This window comes from Pantoea sp. DY-15, from assembly GCF_019795935.1.
Lineage (GTDB): Bacteria > Pseudomonadota > Gammaproteobacteria > Enterobacterales > Enterobacteriaceae > Pantoea > Pantoea leporis.
The window spans coordinates 117,715-139,105 of record NZ_JAIMIF010000009.1 but is presented as its reverse complement, the minus strand read 5'-3'; the positions used below and the strand labels follow the sequence as shown (position 1 = coordinate 139,105).

Here is a 21,391-nt window from a genome sequence, read left to right as displayed (position 1 = left end):
TTTGCCTGGCGGCTTTAGCGCGGTGGTCCCACCTGACCCCATGCCGAACTCAGAAGTGAAACGCCGTAGCGCCGATGGTAGTGTGGGGCCTCCCCATGCGAGAGTAGGGAACTGCCAGGCATCAAATAAGTGAAGAAGCCCCGGACGAAAGTCCGGGGCTTTTTTACGTCTGAATGTTAGCCAAAAACTGGCTATTTCAACGCTTTTTAAGCCACTGAACAATAAAATCGGCAACCTGCTTTGGCTGATTAATATCCAATATGGGCAAATTCAGTTTCATATCCTCATCAGTAGCGACGGCAATCACATACTGATCCAGCAAATCCTTAATCTCACCTTTAACGCCACGCCGCCAAAGTGCAATTTTAGGGACCTGCTCATCTTTGAAGCCCTCGACCAGCACCAAATCCAACGTTGAGCTATCCATCTGTGATGCTAATTGCATTAGGCTTAAAGGCTTATTAGGTGATTCAACCATCAATGCCCAGCGCTGATTACTGGCGACGATCACCTGATCCGCCCCAGCTTTACGCAGCAAATAACTGTCTTTCCCCGGCGTATCGATATCCATCTGATGATGTGTGTGCTTAATTAAGCCTGATCGAATCCCCTGAGTTTTGAGAAGTGGAATGACTTGCTCAAGCAAAGTGGTTTTTCCTGTCCCGCTCCATGCGGAAATCGCCAGTAAGCGCACACTCATAAATACTTTTCCTCATTCATGAGATCGTCTGGCGTATTGATATTGCGGAACGCAGATTCTGGGTCTGAAAACGCAATAGCATGCCCGCCATGCTCATGTAAGAACTGCATTAAACGTCGCTCGCCGCGCAGTAGCCAGGTTTCAAGATCGTCAGCCAATGCACAATTGACCAGCGCTAAAGCTGGATGATCACGCTGGGAGGATTTCACCCACACAGCGGGCGCATCATTACGCTGTTGCCACAGACGCGCGACAAAGTCATTGGGGATCCATGGCGTATCACAAGCGCAGAAAGCGACCCATTCGTTTTTACTGCTGCGTAAACCACTGAGCATGCCAGCCAGCGGTCCGGGATAATCGGGCAATGTATCGATAACCACCTGACAACCGCTTGCCTGATAGCGATCAATGTTACGGTTAGCGCTTATCAACACAATATTGACCTGCGGCCGGAATCGCCGCAAAACGTGCTGATAAAGGTGTTCACCCTGTAACATCAATAACCCCTTATCCTGGCCTCCCATACGACTGCCTTGGCCACCCGCGAGGATCACGCCGGTAAATGCTGTCATATTCGTCTCCTTGCTTCATTCTGGACGATACTTACTTAGCGGCAGCGTACCATCTGCATAAAGGAATCAATGATGAAATATCACCGACTCAATGAACTGCTCGAGCTTCTGCAACCCGCATGGCAGAAGGATGCCGATCTCAACTTGCTGGCATTTTTGCAAAAACTGGCGCAGGAATCTGGTTTCAGTGGCCCATTAAGTGAATTAACCGATGATGTATTGATTTACCATCTCAAAATGCGTGACACAGATAGCCAGAGTGCCATTCCCGGCCTGAAAAAGGATTATGAAGTGGACTTCAAAACCGCGCTATTACGTGCACGCGGTGTGATTAAGGATGATGAGTAATGTTATCCTTGCGCATTAATCGCAAAGGTAACACACAGGCAAAAAGATGAGCGAAGCCGCCTTTAATTTCCAGACGTTGAATCCCGATGTCATCCTTGATGCACTTTGGGATGCGGGTCTGCGTGTCGAATCAGGCTTAACCGCCCTCAATAGCTATGAAAACCGCGTCTATCAGTTCAGCGACGATGATAAACGCCGTTATGTGGCTAAGTTTTATCGTCCGCAGCGCTGGAGCGCACAACAGATCCTTGAAGAGCATCAGTTCACTCAGGATTTATTAGAGGATGAAGTGCCGGTTGCCGCGCCGCTCGTTCTGCAGGGCAGCACGTTGAATCATCATGCTGGCTTCATGTACGCGGTCTTCCCCAGTTTAGGCGGACGGCAGTATGAAACCGATAACGAGGATCAGATGGAATGGGTTGGCCGCTTTTTGGGGCGCATCCATCAAACCGCAAAGCTAAGTCTGTTTCAGCAGCGACCCACTTTCGGCCTTGAAGAGTATATTTTTCAACCGCGTCGGGAGCTGGAACAAAGCGCATTAGTACCGGCTTCAGTCAAAGACTTACTGCTTGCTGCCGTTGATAAGCTCAGCGCGACGCTGCAGCAGCGCTGGCATAGCCATTGGCAGCCGTTAAGGTTGCACGGCGATTGCCATCCCGGCAATATTCTGTGGCGTGAAGGCCCGATGTTTGTCGATCTTGACGATGCCCGTAACGGGCCAGCAGTGCAGGATTTGTGGATGCTGGTTAATGGCGATCGTCAGGAACAGTTGATTCAATGGGACATTCTGCTGGAAGCCTATAATGAATTTGGTGATTTTGATTTACATGAATTGTCACTGATTGAACCTTTACGCGCTATGCGCATGGTTTATTATTTGGCTTGGGTAGTACGCCGCTGGCAGGATCCCGCTTTTCCGCGCGCCTTCCCCTGGATGACAGATGAGGATTTTTGGCGCCGGCAGATTGCATTATTTATCGAGCAGGAAAGGCTGTTACACGAACCGCCGTTGCAGCTTAGCCCGCAATATTAATGAAGTACTCAGGAGATTGTTTCACGATGAAAAAGATCATGTTTGCGCTGGTAGGTTTAATGCTGGCATTTGGCGCCTCGGCGGCACAGTTCAACGATGGTAAGCAGTTCGTTACTTTGCCAAAGCCAGTGGCGGGTGAGCCGCAGGTTCTGGAGTTCTTCTCCTTCTTCTGCCCACATTGCTACCAGTTCGAACGCGTTTATCACGTGAGCGAGGCAGTGAAAAAGAACCTGCCGGCGGACACGAAAGTGACCAAATACCACGTTGATTTCCTTGGTGGTCAATTCGGTCCGGTTGTCACTCAGGCATGGGCTGTTGCCATGGCGCTAGGCGTAGAAAGCAAAGTTACTGCACCGATTTTCGACGGTATTCAGAAAACCCAAACCGTTACCGATGCAGCAAGCCTGAAAGAGACTTTTATTAAAGCGGCGGGTATCTCTTCAGAAGATTACGATGCAGCGTGGAATAGCTTCGCAGTAAAAGCGCTGGTTGCGCAGCAGCAGAAAGCAGCAGCAGACGTCAATCTGCAAGGTGTGCCAGCGATCTTCGTTAACGGCAAATATATGGTTAACAACGGCGGCCTGGATACCAGCTCAATGGACAACTTCGTTGCTGATTACGCCAATGTAGTGAAGTTCCTGGTAGAAAAGAAGTAATTTAGTTTTTAGAACGCCGGTACTGCCGGCGTTTTTTATTGCCTTCATTCTCTTATTTGTGCGATGTATTTATTAACCCTTCGCTTAATATCCACATGGACGATCGTCTTTTCATTAGGGCGAGCAAGATCACAATAAGCATTTAACTTGCTGATATAAATGAATTTTTAATATTAAAGTAATTGCAATTAACGTAAATAACAATACGTTATGATTTTTACGCACAAACTTATCCACAGTTTGATCCTTGCGATCCGTGCCGCGTAACGACGAAAAAGATCCTGACTTCCCCGAGTGCATTCAACATTCTCCTCTGGTTGTGGCATCCTTATAGCCCTCATTATCGCAACGAAGAAAATACGAACCTATGGCGCAAATTGCAGAAAATCCCCTGATTCTGGTCGACGGCTCATCTTATCTGTACCGTGCATATCATGCCTTTCCGCCGCTAACGAACAGTGCAGGCGAGCCAACTGGCGCCATGTATGGTGTGCTCAACATGTTGAAAAGCCTGTTGATGCAGTATCAGCCAAGCCATGTGGCTGTGGTCTTCGATGCGAAAGGCAAAACCTTCCGCGATGAGCTTTTTGAACACTACAAATCGCACCGTCCGCCGATGCCAGACGATCTGCGTGCGCAGATTGAGCCGCTGCATGAAATGGTGAAGGCGATGGGCCTGCCGCTGTTGGCGGTATCTGGCGTTGAGGCGGATGACGTTATCGGTACGCTGGCGCTAGAGGCGGAAAAACTCGGCCGTCCGGTGTTGATCAGCACCGGCGATAAAGATATGGCGCAGTTAGTGACGCCTGCGATTACCTTGATCAACACCATGACGAATACCGTGCTCGGTCCGGAAGAGGTCGAGCAGAAATATGGCGTGCCGCCAGCACTGATTATCGATTTCCTCGCCATGATGGGCGACAGCTCCGATAACATTCCAGGCGTGCCGGGAGTCGGTGAGAAAACCGCGCAGGCGTTGCTGCAAGGCTTGGGCGGTATGCAGTCAATCTATGACAATCTCGATAAAGTGGCCGATCTCTCGTTCCGCGGTGCGAAAACCATGGCGGCGAAGCTGGAGCAAAATCGCGACGTCGCGTTCCTGTCTTATCAGCTGGCAACTATCAAAACCGACGTTGAGTTGGATCTGACCTGCGATCAGCTTGTCGTCAATGAACCTAATGTCGAAGCGCTGCAAACTTTGTTTAGCCGTTATGAATTTAAGCGCTGGATCACCGATTTGCAGGATGGTTCATGGCTGCAACAAGGTAAGAAGAGCAACGCGCAGGCTAAGAAACCGCAGCTCAGCGAACCTGCTGCGCCCGCTGCCGAAGCGACCAGCGTGCTCTCTGCGGATGGCTACGTCACTATCCTCGATGAAGCGACATTTGCCGAGTGGCTGAAAAAGCTGAAAAGTGCCGAGCTCTTCGCTTTCGATCTTGAGACCGACTCGCTGGATACCTTAAGCGCCAATATTGTCGGCATTGGTTTTGCCGTCGCGCCGGGCGAAGCAGCTTATCTGCCGGTTGCCCATGATTATCTGGATGCGCCAGATCAGCTGGATCGCAGCGAAGTGCTGAAGCAGCTAAAACCGCTGCTGGAAGATGGTAACGCGGCGAAGGTTGGTCAGAATCTTAAATACGATCGCGGCGTGCTGAAGAATTACGACATTGAACTGAACGGCATCAAATTTGACACCATGCTGGAATCTTATTGCCTGAATAGCGTGGGCGGAAAACACGATATGGATAGTCTGGCCGCGCGCTGGCTAAACCATAAAACGGTGACTTTCGAAGAGATCGCGGGTAAAGGTAAAAATCAGCTCACTTTTAATCAGATTGCTATCGAACAAGCGGGCCACTACGCGGCGGAAGATGCCGATGTCACGCTGCAATTGCATCTGAAAATGTGGGAGAAACTGGAGCCGGAAGCGGGGCCGAAACAGGTATTTGAAGAGATCGAAATGCCGTTGTTGAAGGTGATATCGCGGATTGAGCGCAACGGCGTGCTGATTGACCAGAATATCCTGGCGAAACACTCGCAGGAGCTGACCACGCGTGTGGCCGAGCTTGAGCTGAAAGCGCACGAGCTGGCAGGCGAACCGTTTAATCTCTCTTCACCCAAACAGTTGCAAACCATTCTGTTTGAAAAGCAGGGTATTAAACCGACCAAGAAAACGCCGGGCGGCGCGTCGTCGACCAGCGAAGAGGTGCTGGCTGAGCTGGCGCTTGATTATCCACTGCCGAAAGTGATTCTGGAACATCGTGGTTTATCGAAGTTGAAATCGACTTACACCGATAAGCTGCCACTGATGATCAATCCGCTTACCGGCCGCGTACATACATCCTATCATCAGGCGGTAACGGCGACGGGACGACTCTCGTCTACCGATCCTAACCTGCAGAATATCCCGGTGCGCAACGAAGAAGGGCGCCGAATCCGCCAGGCGTTTGTCGCCGGATCGGGCAATCGTATTGTCGCCGCGGACTACTCACAGATTGAACTGCGTATCATGGCGCATCTGTCGCAAGACAAAGGCCTGCTGGATGCGTTTGCCCAGGGCGAAGATATCCACCGTGCCACCGCATCAGAAGTGTTTGGTGTGGCGTTAAGCAAAGTTTCAGGTGAGCAGCGTCGCAGTGCCAAGGCGATCAACTTTGGTCTGATCTACGGAATGAGCGCGTTTGGTCTTTCCCGCCAGCTCAATATCGGTGCGGGTGAGGCGAAGAAATACATGGATCTCTACTTTGAACGCTATCCGGGCGTGCTGCGTTATATGGAAGAGACGCGCGCGAAGGCAGCAGAGAAAGGCTATGTAGAAACGCTCGATGGTCGTCGTTTGTGGCTGCCTGATATCACCTCCAGCAATGCGATTCGTCGTAAAGCGGCGGAGCGAGCGGCGATTAATGCCCCAATGCAAGGCACGGCAGCAGACATCATCAAACGCGCGATGATTGCGGTGGATGGCTGGCTGTTGGAGCAAAAAGACGATGCCGTGCGCATGATTATGCAGGTACACGATGAACTGGTGTTTGAGATCCGCAGCGATGCAGTGGATAGCGCCATTAAGACCATCCGTGATCTGATGGAGAACAGCATGAAGCTGGATGTGCCGCTGCAGGTGGAAGTAGGCACCGGCGATAACTGGGATGAGGCACACTGATCATGCTGATTCAGCGGTATTTGCGTGCCGCTGGCATCATCATAAGAAAAAAGTTTACTTAATCGGTTCAGCAACCTCACAAAGCGGTCTATTAAATGCGCGTTTTGTAACTGCCTATCGTCTAAGCATTTTTTTAGTAATTAAACTACATCGAACGCGTGAAAGTGTGATGAGCTTAGTAAAAAAGATGTCGAATCCTGAAACTTAACAACAAAAAACCCTTTGTAGGGCGCTGAAAATCAGGTAGAGTTTGTCGCGTAGGGTACAGAGGTAAGATGTTCTATCTTTCAGACCTTTTACTTCACGTAATCGGATTTGGCTGAATATTTAGCCGCCCCAGTCATTTATGACTGGGGCGTTTTTTATTGGGCTTTTTCTCAAAAGCCGCAACAAAATCACTCTGCTGTTTCTTCGCCGTCGCCTTCTTGCGCTGGCTCTAGTTCGCTAAACCAGCTGTCCAGCTTCTTACGCACAATATCAACGCCCATCTTCTTCAGCGACGAGAACATTTCCACCTGCACATCACCGTTAAAGGCCAGCGACGCTTCGCGCACCATCGTCAGCTGTGCTTTACGTGCGCCGGATGCCAGTTTGTCGGCTTTGGTCAGTAAGACCAGCACGGGAATCTGGCTCTGCACGGCCCATTCAATCATGTTCTGATCGAGGTCTTTCAGCGGATGGCGAATATCCATCAATACCACCAGACCCTTCAGCGCCTGACGTTTTTGCAAATATTCCGCCAGCGAGCGCTGCCATTTGCGCTTCATCTCTTCCGGAACCTGGGCATAGCCATAACCGGGTAAATCGACCAGACATTTACCTTCAACCACTTCAAACAGGTTAATCAGCTGAGTACGACCTGGCGTTTTACTGGTACGGGCCAGACCTTTTTGGTTAGTGATGGTGTTCAGCGCGCTGGATTTACCTGCATTCGAGCGCCCGGCAAAAGCAACTTCAATACCCACATCCGCCGGTAAGTGGCGAATATCGGGGGCGCTGAGCATGAAATGGGTCATGTGATAGTTCAAAGCAGACAAAGTGAAACTCCAGCAAAATGAATCGGGCAATTGGGCTGATTATACCTGTAATGGCGCAAAAGTGCCCGATAGCGTCCAAATGCGCCATTTTGTAAGAGATCTATGATTTTTACTGCCAGCGATTACCGCTTCATTGAATATTAACAATCCATTTAGATGTTATATTTCAATGATTTGAAATGAATTTAGGAAATGCCACTCTAAAATAGAGACAAGTCTCACTTGTTCATTTTACCTATTAGTCTACATTTGTTGTCAGTGCACGGCAGCACCCATCAGGATGATGAGCTCAGGAGTGTCGGGGATGACCAAGAGCATGGCGGGAAGCGATTCAGGCAGGAATCGAACAAGGACAGGGATTAATCGCAGGAGCGATGTGGCGATGGAGCAACCGGGACGTTGTGAGCCGTAAAGGATTTATTCAGTGTTTCCTTCATATGAAGGTGCGATAAAAGGCGATAGCATAGGCTATCGCCTTTTTTCTTTGCTTACTTTCTGCTAGATTTCGCCGCAATTCTATACTGAACTCACAAAGCACCGCCGAGACCGGACACCATGAAGCAACCTGCATCAGCCCCGCGTGGCAAACCTGCTGCGAAAGCCAAACGCAAATCGCGTGAAGACCTTAATCAGGAAGCGCGCGATCGCAAACGCGATAAAAAACATAGCGGCCATAAATCTGGCAGCCGCGCCAATCCTGAAACGCAAGCCGCTGGCAAAGGTCAGGGTAAAAAAGCTCAGGATCCACGCCTGGGCAGCAAAAAGCCGATCGCATTAGTTGCTGATGGTAAAACCCAGCCGGCAAAAAAGCCTGAAGCGAAACCAAAGCCAAAAGCAGAAAAAGTTCGCCTGACGCCGCAAGACGAGCTGGCGAAGCTGGAAAATGACGAACGTCTGGATACGCTGCTGGATCGCCTGGAAAACGGTGAAACCTTGAGTGGCGAAGATCAGGCCTGGCTGGATCAAACCTTAGACCGCATCGATGAGCTGATGGAAACGCTGGGCATCGCGCTGGATGACGAAGCGGAAGATGAGCAGGCTGAAGAAGATATGATGCGCCTGCTAAAAGGTAATTAAGGCAAATTTTGATCGGCATGCGTTTTCGCGCATGCCGCGCTAAACAGGTATTCACCTATGTTTTGGCCTGGATCAATTTTCGCGCTGCTGCTGACATGTTATCTGCTCTGGTTATTGTTTAAACTACGCCGCCTGTCGCGTCTTAAGTCGCGTTTACGTCGGCGTTCAGCTCATCGCTTCGTCCACTCTTCAGCTACGCGACCCTCTCTCAGACGACGTCACCGTAAGGAGTGAGCATGTCATCGCAGCAGATTGATTGGGATCAGCGCCTCATCGAAAAATACAACTACGCTGGCCCACGTTATACCTCTTATCCCACCGCGCTCGAATTCAGTGAGAAATTTGGTGAGGCAGATTTTCAGCAAGCCGTGCAACGCTATCCCGATCGTCCGTTATCGCTGTATGTGCACATCCCGTTTTGCCATCGGCTTTGTTATTTTTGTGGCTGCAATAAAATCGTGACGCGCCAGCTGCATAAAGCCGATCGCTACCTTGATGTGCTGGAGCAGGAAATCCGTCAGCGTGCGCCCTTCTTTGCGGGCCGCTGCGTCACTCAATTGCACTGGGGTGGTGGCACGCCGACATTCCTCAACCAGCAGCAGGTGAGCCGGCTGGTGGCGCTGCTACGCGAGCATTTTACGATTGCCGATGACGTCGAAATGTCGATCGAGGTTGATCCACGTGAAATCAAACTGGAGATGATCGATCATCTGCGCGCGGAAGGTTTTAATCGGCTGAGCATGGGTGTGCAGGACTTTAATAAAGCGGTACAGGAGCGCGTGAATCGCGTGCAGGATGAAGAAACCATCTTCGCTCTGGTGCAGCGTGCGCGTGAGCAAGGCTTCCGTTCGGTCAGCCTTGATCTGATTTATGGCTTACCGCTGCAAACGCCGGAAAGCTTCGCCTTCACCTTACAGCGCGTTATTGCACTCAATCCCGATCGCCTCAGCGTCTTCAACTATGCTCACATGCCTACGCTGTTCGCTGCGCAGCGCAAAATTAAAGATGAGGAGCTGCCAGGCGCAGCACAGAAACTGCAGATCCTGCAGGAAACCATCGCCACCTTAACCGGCGAAGGTTATCAGTTTATCGGCATGGATCACTTCGCGCGTCCGGATGATGAACTGGCGGTCGCACAACGCGCCGGCGAACTGCATCGTAATTTTCAGGGTTACACCACACAGGGCGAAACCGATTTGCTCGGCTTGGGCGTGTCGGCCATCAGCATGCTGGGTGACAGCTATGCGCAAAATCACAAAGAGTTGAAAGACTATTACGCAGAGATCGAGCAGCGCGGCAATGCGCTGTGGCGCGGGCTTACGTTGAGTGACGATGATTGTTTGCGCCGTGATGTGATTAAAGCCTTAATCTGCAACTTCGCACTGGATTTTGCCGCGATAGAGGCGCAGTACTCGGTTGAGTTTGAACACTATTTTGCCGAGGATTTAGCGCTGTTAGCGCCGCTGGTGACAGATGGATTGGTGGAGCAGCGCGGTCGCAGCCTGCACGTTACCGGCATCGGTCGGTTGCTGATTCGTAACATCTGTATGTGCTTCGATGTATATATGCGCCAAAAGGTGCGCATGCAGCAGTTCTCACGAGTGATATAAAAAACGGGGAGCCTATTCGCTCCCCGGTTTCAAAACGCAAAACGTGCGCGTTATTCCATCCCCAGCTCTTTCAACTTACGCGTCAGGGTATTGCGTCCCCAGCCGAGCAAGCGTGCCGCTTCCTGTTTGTGCCCTTGTGTATGACGCAGCGCGGTGGTGAGCAGCGTGCGCTCCATCTCCGGCTGTGCTTCCGACAACAGGTTTTGATGACCGGAACGCAAGGCGCGATCTGCCCACTGCGCCAGCAGAGTAGCCCAGCTGTCCGGCAACGATTGCACCGGATTGTCTGGCGTGCTGGATTCAAACAGTTCAGGCGGCAGATCCTGAATCAACACTTCCTGGCCAGCTGCCATCACCGTCAACCAGCGACAGGTGTTTTCCAGCTGGCGCACGTTACCGGACCAATGCAGACGCGTCAGCGCGGTTTCGGTTTCCGGATGCAGAATCTTCGCTTCCACCCCTAACTCACGTGCAGCAACCTGCAGGAAGTAACGCGCCAGGCGCGGAATATCTTCGCGTCGTTCACGCAGCGGCGGCAGATGAACACGAATCACGTTAAGACGATGGAACAAGTCTTCACGGAATTTGCCTTCCTGCACGCGCAGCTCAAGATTCTGGTGGGTTGCCGCGATGATACGCACATCCACTTTCACCGGCGCATAACCGCCAACGCGATAAAACTGGCCATCGGCCAATACGCGTAATAAGCGGGTCTGCACATCAAGCGGCATATCACCAATTTCATCAAGGAACAGCGTGCCGCCATCGGCCTGCTCAAAACGTCCCTGACGAATCTGGTTGGCACCGGTGAACGCGCCTTTCTCGTGACCAAACAGCTCTGATTCAATCAAATCTTTGGGAATCGCCGCCATGTTGAGCGCGATAAAAGGAGATTTCGCGCGTGGACTGTGGCGATGCAGCGCATGTGCCACCAACTCTTTACCGGTACCGGATTCACCATTGATCAGCACGCTAATTGAGGAGCGTGAAAGACGACCAATGATGCGGAACACATCCTGCATTGCCGGCGCTTCGCCGATAATGTCGGTGGTTGGGCCGCTGACGGGCTGATTACGCGGCTGCTGCTGCTCCTGATAATGGCTAATCGCACGTTCAACCAGTGCGACCGCTTCATCAATATCAAACGGCTTTGGCAGGTAATCAAACGCACCTTGCTGATAAGCGCTGACGGCGGCATCCAGATCGGAGTGCGCGGTCATAATGATCACCGGAAGCATCGGATGGCGCTGCTTAATCTGTTTCAGCAGCGCAAGTCCATCCATGCCAGGCATACGAATGTCTGACAATAATACGTCTGGGGTTTTGCTTGCGAGCGCGTCCAATACCTCGTTAGCGCTGTCAAAGGTTGCACAGCTCAAACCGGCTCCAGTGAGTGCCCTTTCAAGCACCCAGCGGATGGAGCTATCGTCATCGACGATCCAGACTATCCCTCGTTGCATAGAAACCTCACTGGCGAATAGGCAGGTAAACCGAGAATTCGGTGTGACCTGGCCAACTGTTAAATTCTATTTTTCCTGAATGCTGATCGATCAAGCTACGGGCGATGGACAGACCTAAACCGGTGCCGCCTTCGCGTCCGCTAACCATCGGATAGAACAGGGTATCTTGTAGCTGGGCCGGAATGCCTGGGCCGTCATCTTCAATATCAATACGCGCGACTAAGCGGTAACGCGTGCCGTGCAGCGTGAGCTGGAAGGCGGTACGCGTACGAATCACAATGGTGCCGCCTTCATCGCCCAATGCCTGCAGCGCGTTTCGCACCACATTCAACAGCACTTGTTCAATCTGGTCGGGATCGTGCGGCAGTTCCGGCAGGCTTGGGTCGTAATCGCGCACCAGCGAAACGTTATCCGGCAGCTCCATCGACACCAGATTCACCACGCGTTCGGCAACCTGATGAATGCTTTGCGTTACGTGCAAGCCCGGCTGTTGCGGGCCAAGCAGACGATCAACCAGATTACGCAGGCGGTCGGCTTGCTCAATGATGATGCGCGTATATTCATGCAGGGAAGGATCGGGTAACGCGCGAGTCAGTAGCTGCGCGGCGCCACGTAATCCTCCCAGCGGGTTTTTAATCTCATGCGCCAGACCGCGCACTAAATCGCGGGCAGCGACCTGCTGAGCATGCTGAATTTGTTCCTGGCTAAGACGACGTTGATTATCCATCGGCGCCATTTCCAGCAGAATAAAGCCATCCGGTAAGCGCTGTGCCGTGAGCGACATAATGTGCGCGCGGCCATCAACCACCAGAGTGACTTCGCTATCGGTAAAGCCCTGGCCAGCTCCGAGACTCTCGCTCATCACCTCAATATTCAGCGAAAAATAGCCGGTTAATTCCGGTAATGGCGTGCCGAACAATTTACGTGAGCTTTGCGCCAGTAATTGCTGAGCCGCCGGATTGGCGTAATGGATAACTAAATCGTTATCGACCAGCAAAATACTGTTGATCAGGGAGTTGAGAATCTGCCCCGCGTCGGGCAGCGTGCCAGTTGCCATACAGCGTTCCTCTGCACTAATTTAGTGCATTATAGCCTTTCAGGACGGAAATCTGTGCTTCGAACCATGAATGCGCGGAGAAAAAAGCCCATCCGGAGATGGGCTAAAGTTTCCACGGCAATTAAAAATCTTTCAGGCTGTTCACGCAGCAAAAAGAGTGCGTGAACAGGGAGCTGAAATTTTTAAATTAAACGCTGTAGTACAGTTCGAACTCAACTGGGTGCGGAGTCATACGCACACGGTCAACTTCTGGCTTACGCAGTTCGATGTACGCATCGATAGCGTCATCAGTGAACACGCCGCCACGGGTCAGGAACTCGCGGTCTTCGTTCAGTGCGTTCAGTGCTTCTTCCAGAGAACCTGCAACTTTTGGAATCTCAGCTTCTTCTTCCGGTGGCAGGTCATACAGGTTTTTGTCCATCGCATCGCCAGGGTGGATCTTGTTGATAACACCATCAAGACCGGCCATCAGCAGCGCGGTGAATGCCAGGTATGGGTTAGCCGCTGGATCCGGGAAGCGTGCTTCGATACGACGTGCTTTCGGGCTGGCAACCACTGGGATACGGATAGAAGCAGAACGGTTACGGGCAGAGTAAGCCAGCATAACGGGTGCTTCGTAGCCTGGGACCAGACGCTTGTAAGAGTTGGTGGTTGGGTTCGCCAGGGCGTTGATCGCTTTAGCGTGCTTGATGATACCGCCGATGTAGAACAGAGCAGTTTCAGACAAGCCGCCGTATTTGTCGCCAGAGAACAGGTTCACGCCGCCTTTTGACAGAGACATGTGGCAGTGCATACCAGAACCGTTATCGCCGAACATTGGCTTAGGCATGAAGGTTGCTGTTTTGCCGTACGCGTGAGCAACGTTGTGCACCACGTATTTGTAGATCTGAATTTCGTCAGCTTTTTTGGTCATGGTGTTGAAGCGGGTTGCCACTTCGTTCTGACCAGCTGTGGCTACTTCGTGGTGATGTGCTTCAACCACCAGACCCATCTGCTCCATGGTCAGACACATGGCAGAACGGATGTCCTGTGCTGAGTCAACCGGTGGCACTGGGAAGTAACCGCCTTTCAGACCTGGACGGTGACCTTTGTTACCGCCTTCGTACTCTTTACCGGTGTTCCAGGCTGCTTCGATATCGTCGATAGCCACGTGTGAACCTGAAGTAGAAGAACCGAAACGGATGTCATCGAACAGGAAGAACTCTGGCTCTGGTCCAAACAGCACGGTATCCGCGATGCCTGAAGAACGCAGGAACTCTTCTGCACGCTTAGCAATGGAGCGTGGGTCACGGTCGTAGCCCTGCAGTGTACCTGGCTCAAGGATGTCGCAACGGATGATCAGGGTCGAGTCTTCGAAGAACGGATCCATGACTGCAGTGGTTGCATCCGGCATCAGCACCATGTCTGATTCGTTAATGCCTTTCCAGCCACCGATGGAGGAGCCATCGAACATTTTGCCTTCTTCGAAGAAGTCAGCGTTAACCTGGTGAGCAGGGATAGTAACGTGCTGTTCTTTACCTTTGGTATCGGTAAAACGCAGGTCAACAAACTTAACTTCATGCTCGTTCATCATCGAGAGAACGTGTTCAGCGGACATACTCAACTCTCCTGGAAATGGTCATTATCGTCATGGTGAGAGAACTTCGTTGCCGGGAATGTGTCACGACTGCTGACCACTCCTAACCAAAGATCTCGGCAAGCTCTTTCAACCGTTTTATAACTGTCGTTTTCGCTTAAAATATATAAAGCGAATTCTGTGCCAACTTTATGACAATGGCGAAAATGGCGCTACAATGCGCCCTTTCGTGAGTCGAAGGCTGCACCAGGATGGATTGCATGCATCGTTATGGTGCGCCACAGGTGAAGTTAAGCACCAATTTGGTGCAAATTACTATCGCAGTGCAGATTAATGCACCGTAAACGGTGCTAAAAACCAGCGCTATAAGAAACTTTCGGCGAAATCTGTGATCATGTTCAGTCTTCCGCTTAATCCGTGTACAATACCGCGTTATTTCTATAATGCCTGAGGCAAAGCTGTGATCGAAAATTTGCGTAACATCGCCATCATCGCGCACGTTGACCATGGTAAGACCACCCTGGTTGACAAGCTGCTCCAACAGTCCGGTACTTTTGATGCTCGTACCGAAGCGACTGAGCGCGTAATGGACTCCAACGATTTGGAGAAAGAGCGTGGGATTACCATCCTCGCAAAAAACACCGCCATCAAATGGAATGACTACCGTATCAACATCGTTGATACCCCAGGACACGCCGACTTCGGTGGTGAAGTGGAGCGCGTCATGTCCATGGTGGATTCGGTGCTGCTGGTTGTAGATGCGATGGATGGCCCTATGCCGCAAACCCGCTTCGTAACCAAGAAAGCATTTGCTCATGGTTTGAAGCCGATTGTGGTTATCAACAAAGTTGACCGTCCGGGCGCGCGTCCTGATTGGGTTGTTGATCAGGTATTTGACCTGTTCGTTAACCTGGATGCGACTGACGAGCAGCTGGACTTCCCGATCATCTTCGCTTCGGCGCTGAACGGTATCGCGGGTCTGGAACACACCGACATGGCTGACGACATGACCCCGCTGTATCAGGCGATCGTTGACCACGTTTCTCCACCTCAGGTTGAAGTTGAAGCGCCACTGCAGATGCAGATCTCGCAGCTGGACTACAACAACTATCTGGGCGTGATCGGCATCGGCCGCATCAAGCGCGGTACCGTGAAGCCGAACCAGCAGGTCACTATCATTGATAGCGAAGGCAAAACCCGTAACGGTAAAGTCGGTAAAGTGCTGGGCCACTTGGGTCTGGAGCGTATCGAAAGCACACTGGCGGAAGCGGGCGACATCATCGCCATCACCGGTCTGGGCGAGCTGAACATCTCTGACACCATCTGCGACACGCAGAATGTGGAAGCGCTGCCAGCCCTGAGCGTCGATGAGCCAACCGTTACCATGTTCTTCAACGTGAACACCTCACCGTTCTGCGGTAAAGAAGGTAAGTTCGTGACCTCGCGCCAGATCCTGGAGCGTTTGAACAAAGAGCTGGTACACAACGTGGCACTGCGCGTTGAAGAAACCGAAGATTCGGATGCGTTCCGCGTTTCCGGTCGTGGTGAGCTGCACTTGTCGGTTCTGATCGAAAACATGCGTCGTGAAGGTTTCGAGCTGGCGGTATCCCGTCCGAAAGTTATCTTCCGCGAGCACGAAGGCCGTAAGCAGGAGCCATTCGAAAACGTGACCCTCGACATCGAAGAAACCCATCAGGGTTCTGTGATGCAAGCGATGGGTGAGCGTAAAGGCGACCTGAAAAACATGGATCCAGATGGTAAAGGCCGTGTACGTCTCGACTACATGATCCCAAGCCGTGGCCTGATCGGCTTCCGTAACGAATTCATGACCATGACTTCAGGTACCGGTCTGCTGTACTCCACCTTCAGCCACTACGACGATGTTCGTCCGGGCGAAGTGGGCCAGCGTCAGAACGGCGTACTGATCTCGAACGGTCAGGGTAAAGCGGTAGCGTTCGCCCTGTTCGGTCTGCAGGATCGCGGCAAGCTGTTCCTCGGTCACGGTGCGGAAGTGTATGAAGGCCAGATCATCGGTATTCACAGCCGTTCTAACGATCTGACAGTAAACTGTCTGACCGGTAAGAAACTGACCAACATGCGTGCGTCAGGTACTGACGAAGCCACCACTCTGGTTCCACCGCAGAAAATGACGCTGGAACAGGCTATCGAGTTCATCGATGATGACGAACTGGTAGAAGTGACTCCGCTGTCAGTCCGTATTCGTAAACGTCATCTGACCGAGAACGATCGTAAACGTTCTTCTCGCGGCAGCAAAGAGTAAGCGAAACAGTCTGATATTGAGCCCCGCACCTGCGGGGCTTTTTTATGCCTGCAACCCGCTGCAACGCTCGCTTAATGAAGTTTGCCTCCGCCTCCAGATTACTGAATTCCCGCCCCTCGTCCCTGTTCAGCTCCCACTTTTGCCGCTAAAGTGAATGATCCAGGGAACGAAAAGGAGAGGCGTCATGCTGTACATCTTTGATTTAGGCAATGTGATTGTTGATATCGATTTCAATCGTGTGCTCGGCGTCTGGAGCGACTTAGGGCGCGTGCCGTTATCCACGCTACAAAGTCGTTTCCGCATGGATGAGGCTTTTGAGAAACACGAACGTGGCGAAATCAGCGATCCAGAATTCGCTGCGCGCATTTGCGACCAGCTGGATATCGCGCTGAGCTATCCGCAATTCACTGCTGGCTGGCAGGCGGTTTTTGTCGGCGTGCGTCCGGAAACGCTGGCGATCATGAACAAGCTGCGTGCCAATGGCGAGCGCGTGGTGATCCTGTCCAATACCAATCAGCTGCACTTCGAGTTCTGGCCAACCCAATATCCCGATGTTCAACAGGCGGCCGATCATCTTTATATGTCGCAGGATATCGGCATGCGTAAGCCGGAAGCACGCATCTATAACTATGTGCTGCAGCACGAAGGTTATCAGGCCGATCAGGCGGTATTTTTCGATGATAATCAGGCCAATATCGACGCTGCGCGCGCACTCGGCATTGAGAGCGTGCTGGTGGTTGATGAGAAAACCGTGCCGGACTGGTTTGCGGGTCGTCTCTGAGTGCTGAACCATCGACATCTGCGCCATTCGGCGCATGCCTTTTATTTGTGGGTAAAACTGCTGTGGCGACGCGTTGACGATGACAACATGACGACACAGGCGGGGAATCTCGCCTACGTCTCATTGCTGGCATTGGTGCCGCTGATTGCCGTGGTGTTCGCACTGTTTGCTGCTTTTCCGATGTTCTCGGACATCAGCGTGCAGTTGAAGAACTTCATCTTTACCAACTTCATTCCGGCAACGGGCGACGTGATTCAGCGTTATCTCGACCAGTTCGTCGCCAACGTCAATAAGATGACGGCGGTCGGCATTGTGGGGTTGATCGTCACCGCGCTGCTGCTGATGCATTCGGTGGACAGCGCGTTGAACGCCATCTGGCGCAGCGATAAACCGCGTCCAATGGTCTACTCCTTTGCTGTTTACTGGATGATCTTAACGCTCGGCCCGCTGCTGGCCGGCGCAAGCTTAGCGCTCAGCTCCTATCTGTTGTCGCTGCGCTGGGTGAACGTCACGGGCGTCACCAGCTTGATCGATCATCTGCTGCGCATATTCCCGCTGTGTCTCTCGATCCTCGCTTTCTGGCTGCTATACAGCATTGTGCCGACGCGGCGCGTGCCCACGCGCGATGCACTGATCGGCGCCATCGTTGCCGGATTGCTGTTCGAGCTGGGCAAAAAAGGCTTTGCGCTCTATGTTACGATGTTCCCTTCGTATCAGTTAATTTACGGCGTTCTGGCGGTCATCCCGATTCTGTTTCTTTGGGTCTATTGGTCGTGGTGTATTGTGTTGTTAGGCGCGGAAATCACCGTCACGCTGGATGACTATCGCCAGCTAAAACAGCAGGAACGCGAAAAAGAACGTGAGGAAACATGATTGCTTTGATTCAGCGTGTCAGCCGCGCCAGTGTCAGCGTTGACGACGCGATAGTGGGCGAAATTGGCAATGGGTTATTGGTGTTATTGGGTGTGGAAAAGGGCGACAACGAACAAAAAGCGCAGCGTCTAACCGAGCGCGTGCTGGGCTACCGCATCTTTGCGGATGAGAATGACAAAATGAATCTCAATGTGCAGCAGGCGGGTGGCAGCGTGCTGGTGGTGTCGCAATTCACTCTCGCCGCGGATACCAATAAAGGGATGCGTCCCTCTTTCTCTGGTGGTGCAGAACCGGCGGAAGCCGAGCGCCTCTATGAATACTTTAGCGATTGCTGCCGAGCACAGGGTGTGGCCACTGCAAACGGGCGCTTCGCCGCCAATATGCAGGTTTCGTTGGTAAACGATGGTCCGGTGACCTTTTGGTTACAGGTGTGAAGTTTTCAGCCGAGCGGCAAGGACTTAGCCACGCAAGCTTCGAACGAGAGAATCACTTTATGTATCATCTTCGCGTACCGCAAACGGCGGAAGAGCTGGATATGTATTACCAGTTCCGCTGGGAAATGTTACGAAAGCCGCTGCGTCAGCCGCAGGGTTCTGAGCGTGATGCCTGGGATGCGCTGGCGCATCATCAAATGGTGGTGGATGAGCAAGGCAAACCGGTGGCAATCGGCCGTCTGTACATCAATGCCGAGAACGAAGCCGCGATTCGCTTTCTCGCCGTGCATCCTTCTGTACAGGGCAAAGGTCTTGGCACGCTGGTGGCGATGACGCTGGAATCGGTCGCGCGTCAGGAAGGAGCAAAACGCGTCACCTGTAGCGCGCGTGAAGACGCCGTCGAATTCTTTGCCAAGCTCGGCTACGTCAATCAGGGCGAAATCACCGCGCCGCAAACCACGCCGGTGCGCCACTTCCTGATGATTAAACCGGTTGTGACGCTCGACGATATTCTGCATCGCGCCGACTGGTGCGGGCAGCTGCAACAAGCCTGGTACGAGCACATCCCGCTGAGTGAAAAAATGGGCGTACGCATTCTGCAATACACCGGGCAGAAATTCGTGACCACCATGCCCGAAGCGGGCAACCAGAATCCCCATCACACCCTATTTGCGGGCAGCTTGTTCTCGCTCGCTACGCTCACCGGCTGGGGGTTAATTTGGCTGCTGCTGCGCGAGCGCCATCTCGGTGGCACCATTATTCTGGCGGATGCGCATATTCGCTACAGCAAACCGATCAGCGGCCGTCCGGGCGCGATTGCCGATCTCGGCTCGCTCAGCGGCGATCTTGATCGTCTGGCGCGTGGCCGCAAAGCGCGCGTGCAGATGGAAGTGGAGCTGTTCGGGGATGATGAGCTGGGCGCGGTATTCGAAGGAGTGTATATCGTGCTGCCCGCCGATTCTGACGGAGCGCTGGAAGAGGGCGGTTCCGGCGCCCGTATCAACTAGCATGTAGGGTCGCCATTCATGGCGACCTTGTTGAACCCTTATTGAACCTGCCCGTCCCGCATCGTCTGCTGCACCGACTGCGCATCGGTGGTTACCGACAACGTGCCATCCACGCTGGGGCGCAGCGGCGCGCTGGCGTTCAGCGAACCTTTCAGCTGCAGCTGTAAATTACTGTTACCGCTCAACTGCAGCGTTGGCCAACCCCAATTGCCTAGCACGTTTGCCGGCACAGCCTGGCCTTTCAGATTCAGCGTCAACGGACGTTGCGCATCCTGCCCAACCGTTGCTGATCCTTCCAGTAAACCGCTGCCGTTAAAGGCGCTCAATTCCGTTACCTGAATCTGTTGATCGTTGGCATTCAGCGCAATGGACGGATGACGCAGATCGGTACGATTGAAGGTGGCTTCGGCCGCGTTGAAGCTGGCTTTACCGGACCAGATTCCCCACTGATGTTGACGCGCCAGTAGCAGATTATTCGCGCTGCCATCCAGTGACGTCATCTGGAACGGGAACGCCGGATTGATATCAATAATCAGGTTGCGATTGGCCGTAGCGCGGGTTATCAGCACGCTATCCAGCCAGTCCGGTAAGGTTTGCTGCCAGCGTTCGCGCCAGTTTTGCGGCAAGGTGTATTCCAGCCCGGCGATCGCCAGTTCGTCCAGCGTCAAACGTTTATCGCTGCGCGACCAGTTGCCGCTGGCGCGCACCACGCCATTCACCCAGCGCGAACTGAACTGCGTCAGCGCGATGCCCTGCGCCGAGAGATCGGCATTGACGATAGGATCGTTGAGCTCAAAGCCGCCGTTAATAAAATTCCCGGCATTCATGGAGAGAGAACCGCCATCGCTCTCCCAATCATCGCCGCGCAGCGTGACATTTTTCAGGGTTAAATCGAGGTCGGTCACCGCCCAATCAGGTCCTTGCAGGCGCGCATCTGTCATATCCAGACGGTTGATGCTCACTGAAGGCACATCGCGCAGCGGATTGAGGAAGTCGCTCAGGCTTTGATGGGTTTGCAGGCGGATATCGTTGAGGCGCAGTTGATCGATCTTCCAGTTACCCTGCGCATCACGCTCGGCGTTGCCGGTCATTGAACCGCGCGCCAGATCGGCGCCGATATTGCTCAGCACCAGACGACGTTGCTTGATACTGCCCTGCAGCAGCACGTTGTTGCCCGGTACGCCATCCAGCGTCAGGGTGCCGGCGCTGATCTGGAACTGCGCATCGCTGCCCAGCACGTCGTTAGGCAGCGGTTTCCACGGCAGAAGACCGCCGTTCACGCGCTGAGCGGTTATCGGCAACGCGCTATGCGGATTCTCAATACGCACATTATTCAGCTGCAGGCGATTGGCCTGAATCGGCAGCGTGGTATCAGGCGCTTGATTGGCGAGATTGATTTCACCGTCGCGCACTTCGATGCTGTTGAAGTGCAGTGGATCGCTGAACTGAACCAGCGCAAGGCCAAGATCAACGCGTTTCGCCACCAATACGGCGGGTTGACCATCATGACCAAAGCTGAAGTCATCGAGAATAATATGCGAAGGGGAGGAAAAGTCGTGCTCAATCTTGCTGAGAGAGAGATGCCAGGCGGTTTTATCGCTTACCCAGCGGCTAAACCAACCTGCGCCCCATTGTGTTTGTAGCAACACATACAGCACTACCAGCGCCAGCAGAATTAGCAGCAGTAAGGTAAGGAAAAACTTGCCTAAAAATTTCATCGCACTCATCC

General features: G+C 52.7%; 18 protein-coding genes and 1 rRNA gene. 12 read left to right on the top strand and 7 right to left on the bottom strand.

Features of this window, described 5'->3' with window-relative positions; translation table 11 throughout:
- The first annotated feature begins 4 nt into the window (after positions 1-4).
- A 5S ribosomal RNA gene (gene rrf / locus K5Y32_RS24585) occupies positions 5-120 on the top strand.
- Between the two features lie 76 nt (positions 121-196).
- Here rrf and mobB read toward each other — a convergent pair.
- Both mobB and mobA read right to left on the bottom strand, forming a co-directional pair.
- The gene (gene mobB, locus K5Y32_RS24580; RefSeq protein WP_222186125.1) at positions 197-700 is read right to left on the bottom strand and encodes a molybdopterin-guanine dinucleotide biosynthesis protein MobB; all 504 of its coding nucleotides are present in this window, start codon (positions 698-700) and stop codon (positions 197-199) included.
- Positions 697-1,272, bottom strand: a complete 576-nt coding sequence (gene mobA / locus K5Y32_RS24575; protein ID WP_101760726.1) for a molybdenum cofactor guanylyltransferase MobA — start codon at positions 1,270-1,272, stop codon at positions 697-699. The genes mobB and mobA overlap by 4 nt, the downstream gene beginning before the upstream one ends.
- A gap of 72 nt (positions 1,273-1,344) precedes the next feature.
- Here mobA and K5Y32_RS24570 point away from each other — a divergent pair, with 72 nt between their 5' ends.
- The 4 genes from K5Y32_RS24570 to polA all read left to right on the top strand — a co-directional run bounded on the left by K5Y32_RS24570 (position 1,345) and on the right by polA (position 6,469).
- Positions 1,345-1,620, top strand: coding sequence for a YihD family protein (locus K5Y32_RS24570; RefSeq protein ID WP_101760725.1), 276 nt, complete (start codon positions 1,345-1,347; stop codon positions 1,618-1,620).
- Between the two features lie 46 nt (positions 1,621-1,666).
- A complete protein-coding gene (locus tag K5Y32_RS24565; protein WP_110868417.1) occupies positions 1,667-2,653 on the top strand; it encodes a serine/threonine protein kinase in 987 nt (328 codons plus the stop codon).
- Positions 2,654-2,679: 26 nt separating this feature from the next.
- Positions 2,680-3,309, top strand: coding sequence for a thiol:disulfide interchange protein DsbA (gene dsbA / locus K5Y32_RS24560; protein ID WP_101760723.1), 630 nt, complete (start codon positions 2,680-2,682; stop codon positions 3,307-3,309).
- Positions 3,310-3,676: 367 nt separating this feature from the next.
- The gene (polA, locus tag K5Y32_RS24555) at positions 3,677-6,469 is read left to right on the top strand and encodes a DNA polymerase I (protein WP_222186124.1); all 2,793 of its coding nucleotides are present in this window, start codon (positions 3,677-3,679) and stop codon (positions 6,467-6,469) included.
- 395 nt (positions 6,470-6,864) lie between these two features.
- Here polA and yihA read toward each other — a convergent pair whose 3' ends face one another.
- Positions 6,865-7,506, bottom strand: coding sequence for a ribosome biogenesis GTP-binding protein YihA/YsxC (yihA, locus tag K5Y32_RS24550; RefSeq protein ID WP_101760721.1), 642 nt, complete (start codon positions 7,504-7,506; stop codon positions 6,865-6,867).
- A 555-nt stretch (positions 7,507-8,061) separates the two neighbouring features.
- On the opposite strand from yihA, the gene yihI reads away from it, so the two are divergent.
- Positions 8,062-8,583 carry a Der GTPase-activating protein YihI gene (yihI, locus tag K5Y32_RS24545; RefSeq protein WP_222186123.1) on the top strand — a complete coding sequence of 174 codons (522 nt, stop codon included), beginning with the start codon at positions 8,062-8,064 and terminating at the stop codon, positions 8,581-8,583.
- Positions 8,584-8,819: 236 nt separating this feature from the next.
- Positions 8,820-10,193 carry an oxygen-independent coproporphyrinogen III oxidase gene (gene hemN / locus K5Y32_RS24540; RefSeq protein ID WP_222186122.1) on the top strand — a complete coding sequence of 458 codons (1,374 nt, stop codon included), beginning with the start codon at positions 8,820-8,822 and terminating at the stop codon, positions 10,191-10,193.
- A 50-nt stretch (positions 10,194-10,243) separates the two neighbouring features.
- On the opposite strand, the gene glnG is transcribed toward hemN, so the two are convergent.
- From glnG to glnA, 3 genes are all read right to left on the bottom strand, one after another.
- Positions 10,244-11,653, bottom strand: a complete 1,410-nt coding sequence (glnG, locus tag K5Y32_RS24535; protein ID WP_008109800.1) for a nitrogen regulation protein NR(I) — start codon at positions 11,651-11,653, stop codon at positions 10,244-10,246.
- A 7-nt stretch (positions 11,654-11,660) separates the two neighbouring features.
- The gene (gene glnL, locus K5Y32_RS24530) at positions 11,661-12,710 is read right to left on the bottom strand and encodes a nitrogen regulation protein NR(II) (RefSeq protein WP_008109798.1); all 1,050 of its coding nucleotides are present in this window, start codon (positions 12,708-12,710) and stop codon (positions 11,661-11,663) included.
- Positions 12,711-12,897: 187 nt separating this feature from the next.
- Entirely contained in the window at positions 12,898-14,307 is a 1,410-nt protein-coding gene (gene glnA, locus K5Y32_RS24525) for a glutamate--ammonia ligase (protein WP_007885243.1), read from the bottom strand.
- Positions 14,308-14,746: 439 nt separating this feature from the next.
- Here glnA and typA point away from each other — a divergent pair, with 439 nt between their 5' ends.
- The 5 genes from typA (at position 14,747) to fabY (ending at position 19,662) form a co-directional block, all read left to right on the top strand.
- Positions 14,747-16,567, top strand: coding sequence for a ribosome-dependent GTPase TypA (typA, locus tag K5Y32_RS24520; protein WP_008109794.1), 1,821 nt, complete (start codon positions 14,747-14,749; stop codon positions 16,565-16,567).
- Positions 16,568-16,751: 184 nt separating this feature from the next.
- Positions 16,752-17,348 carry a glucose-1-phosphatase gene (gene yihX, locus K5Y32_RS24515; protein ID WP_101760718.1) on the top strand — a complete coding sequence of 199 codons (597 nt, stop codon included), beginning with the start codon at positions 16,752-16,754 and terminating at the stop codon, positions 17,346-17,348.
- Complete coding sequence (locus K5Y32_RS24510; protein ID WP_101760717.1) at positions 17,349-18,221, top strand: virulence factor BrkB family protein; 873 nt, start codon at positions 17,349-17,351, stop codon at positions 18,219-18,221. It begins immediately after the preceding gene.
- On the top strand, positions 18,218-18,655 hold the full coding sequence (gene dtd, locus K5Y32_RS24505) for a D-aminoacyl-tRNA deacylase (protein ID WP_222186121.1): 438 nt from the start codon (positions 18,218-18,220) through the stop codon (positions 18,653-18,655). The genes K5Y32_RS24510 and dtd overlap by 4 nt, the downstream gene beginning before the upstream one ends.
- Positions 18,656-18,714: 59 nt before the next feature.
- A complete protein-coding gene (gene fabY / locus K5Y32_RS24500; protein WP_008109787.1) occupies positions 18,715-19,662 on the top strand; it encodes a fatty acid biosynthesis protein FabY in 948 nt (315 codons plus the stop codon).
- A 38-nt stretch (positions 19,663-19,700) separates the two neighbouring features.
- Here the strand turns inward: fabY and K5Y32_RS24495 are convergent, their stop codons facing one another.
- A complete protein-coding gene (locus K5Y32_RS24495) occupies positions 19,701-21,380 on the bottom strand; it encodes an AsmA family protein (protein WP_222186120.1) in 1,680 nt (559 codons plus the stop codon).
- Positions 21,381-21,391 lie beyond the last annotated feature (11 nt).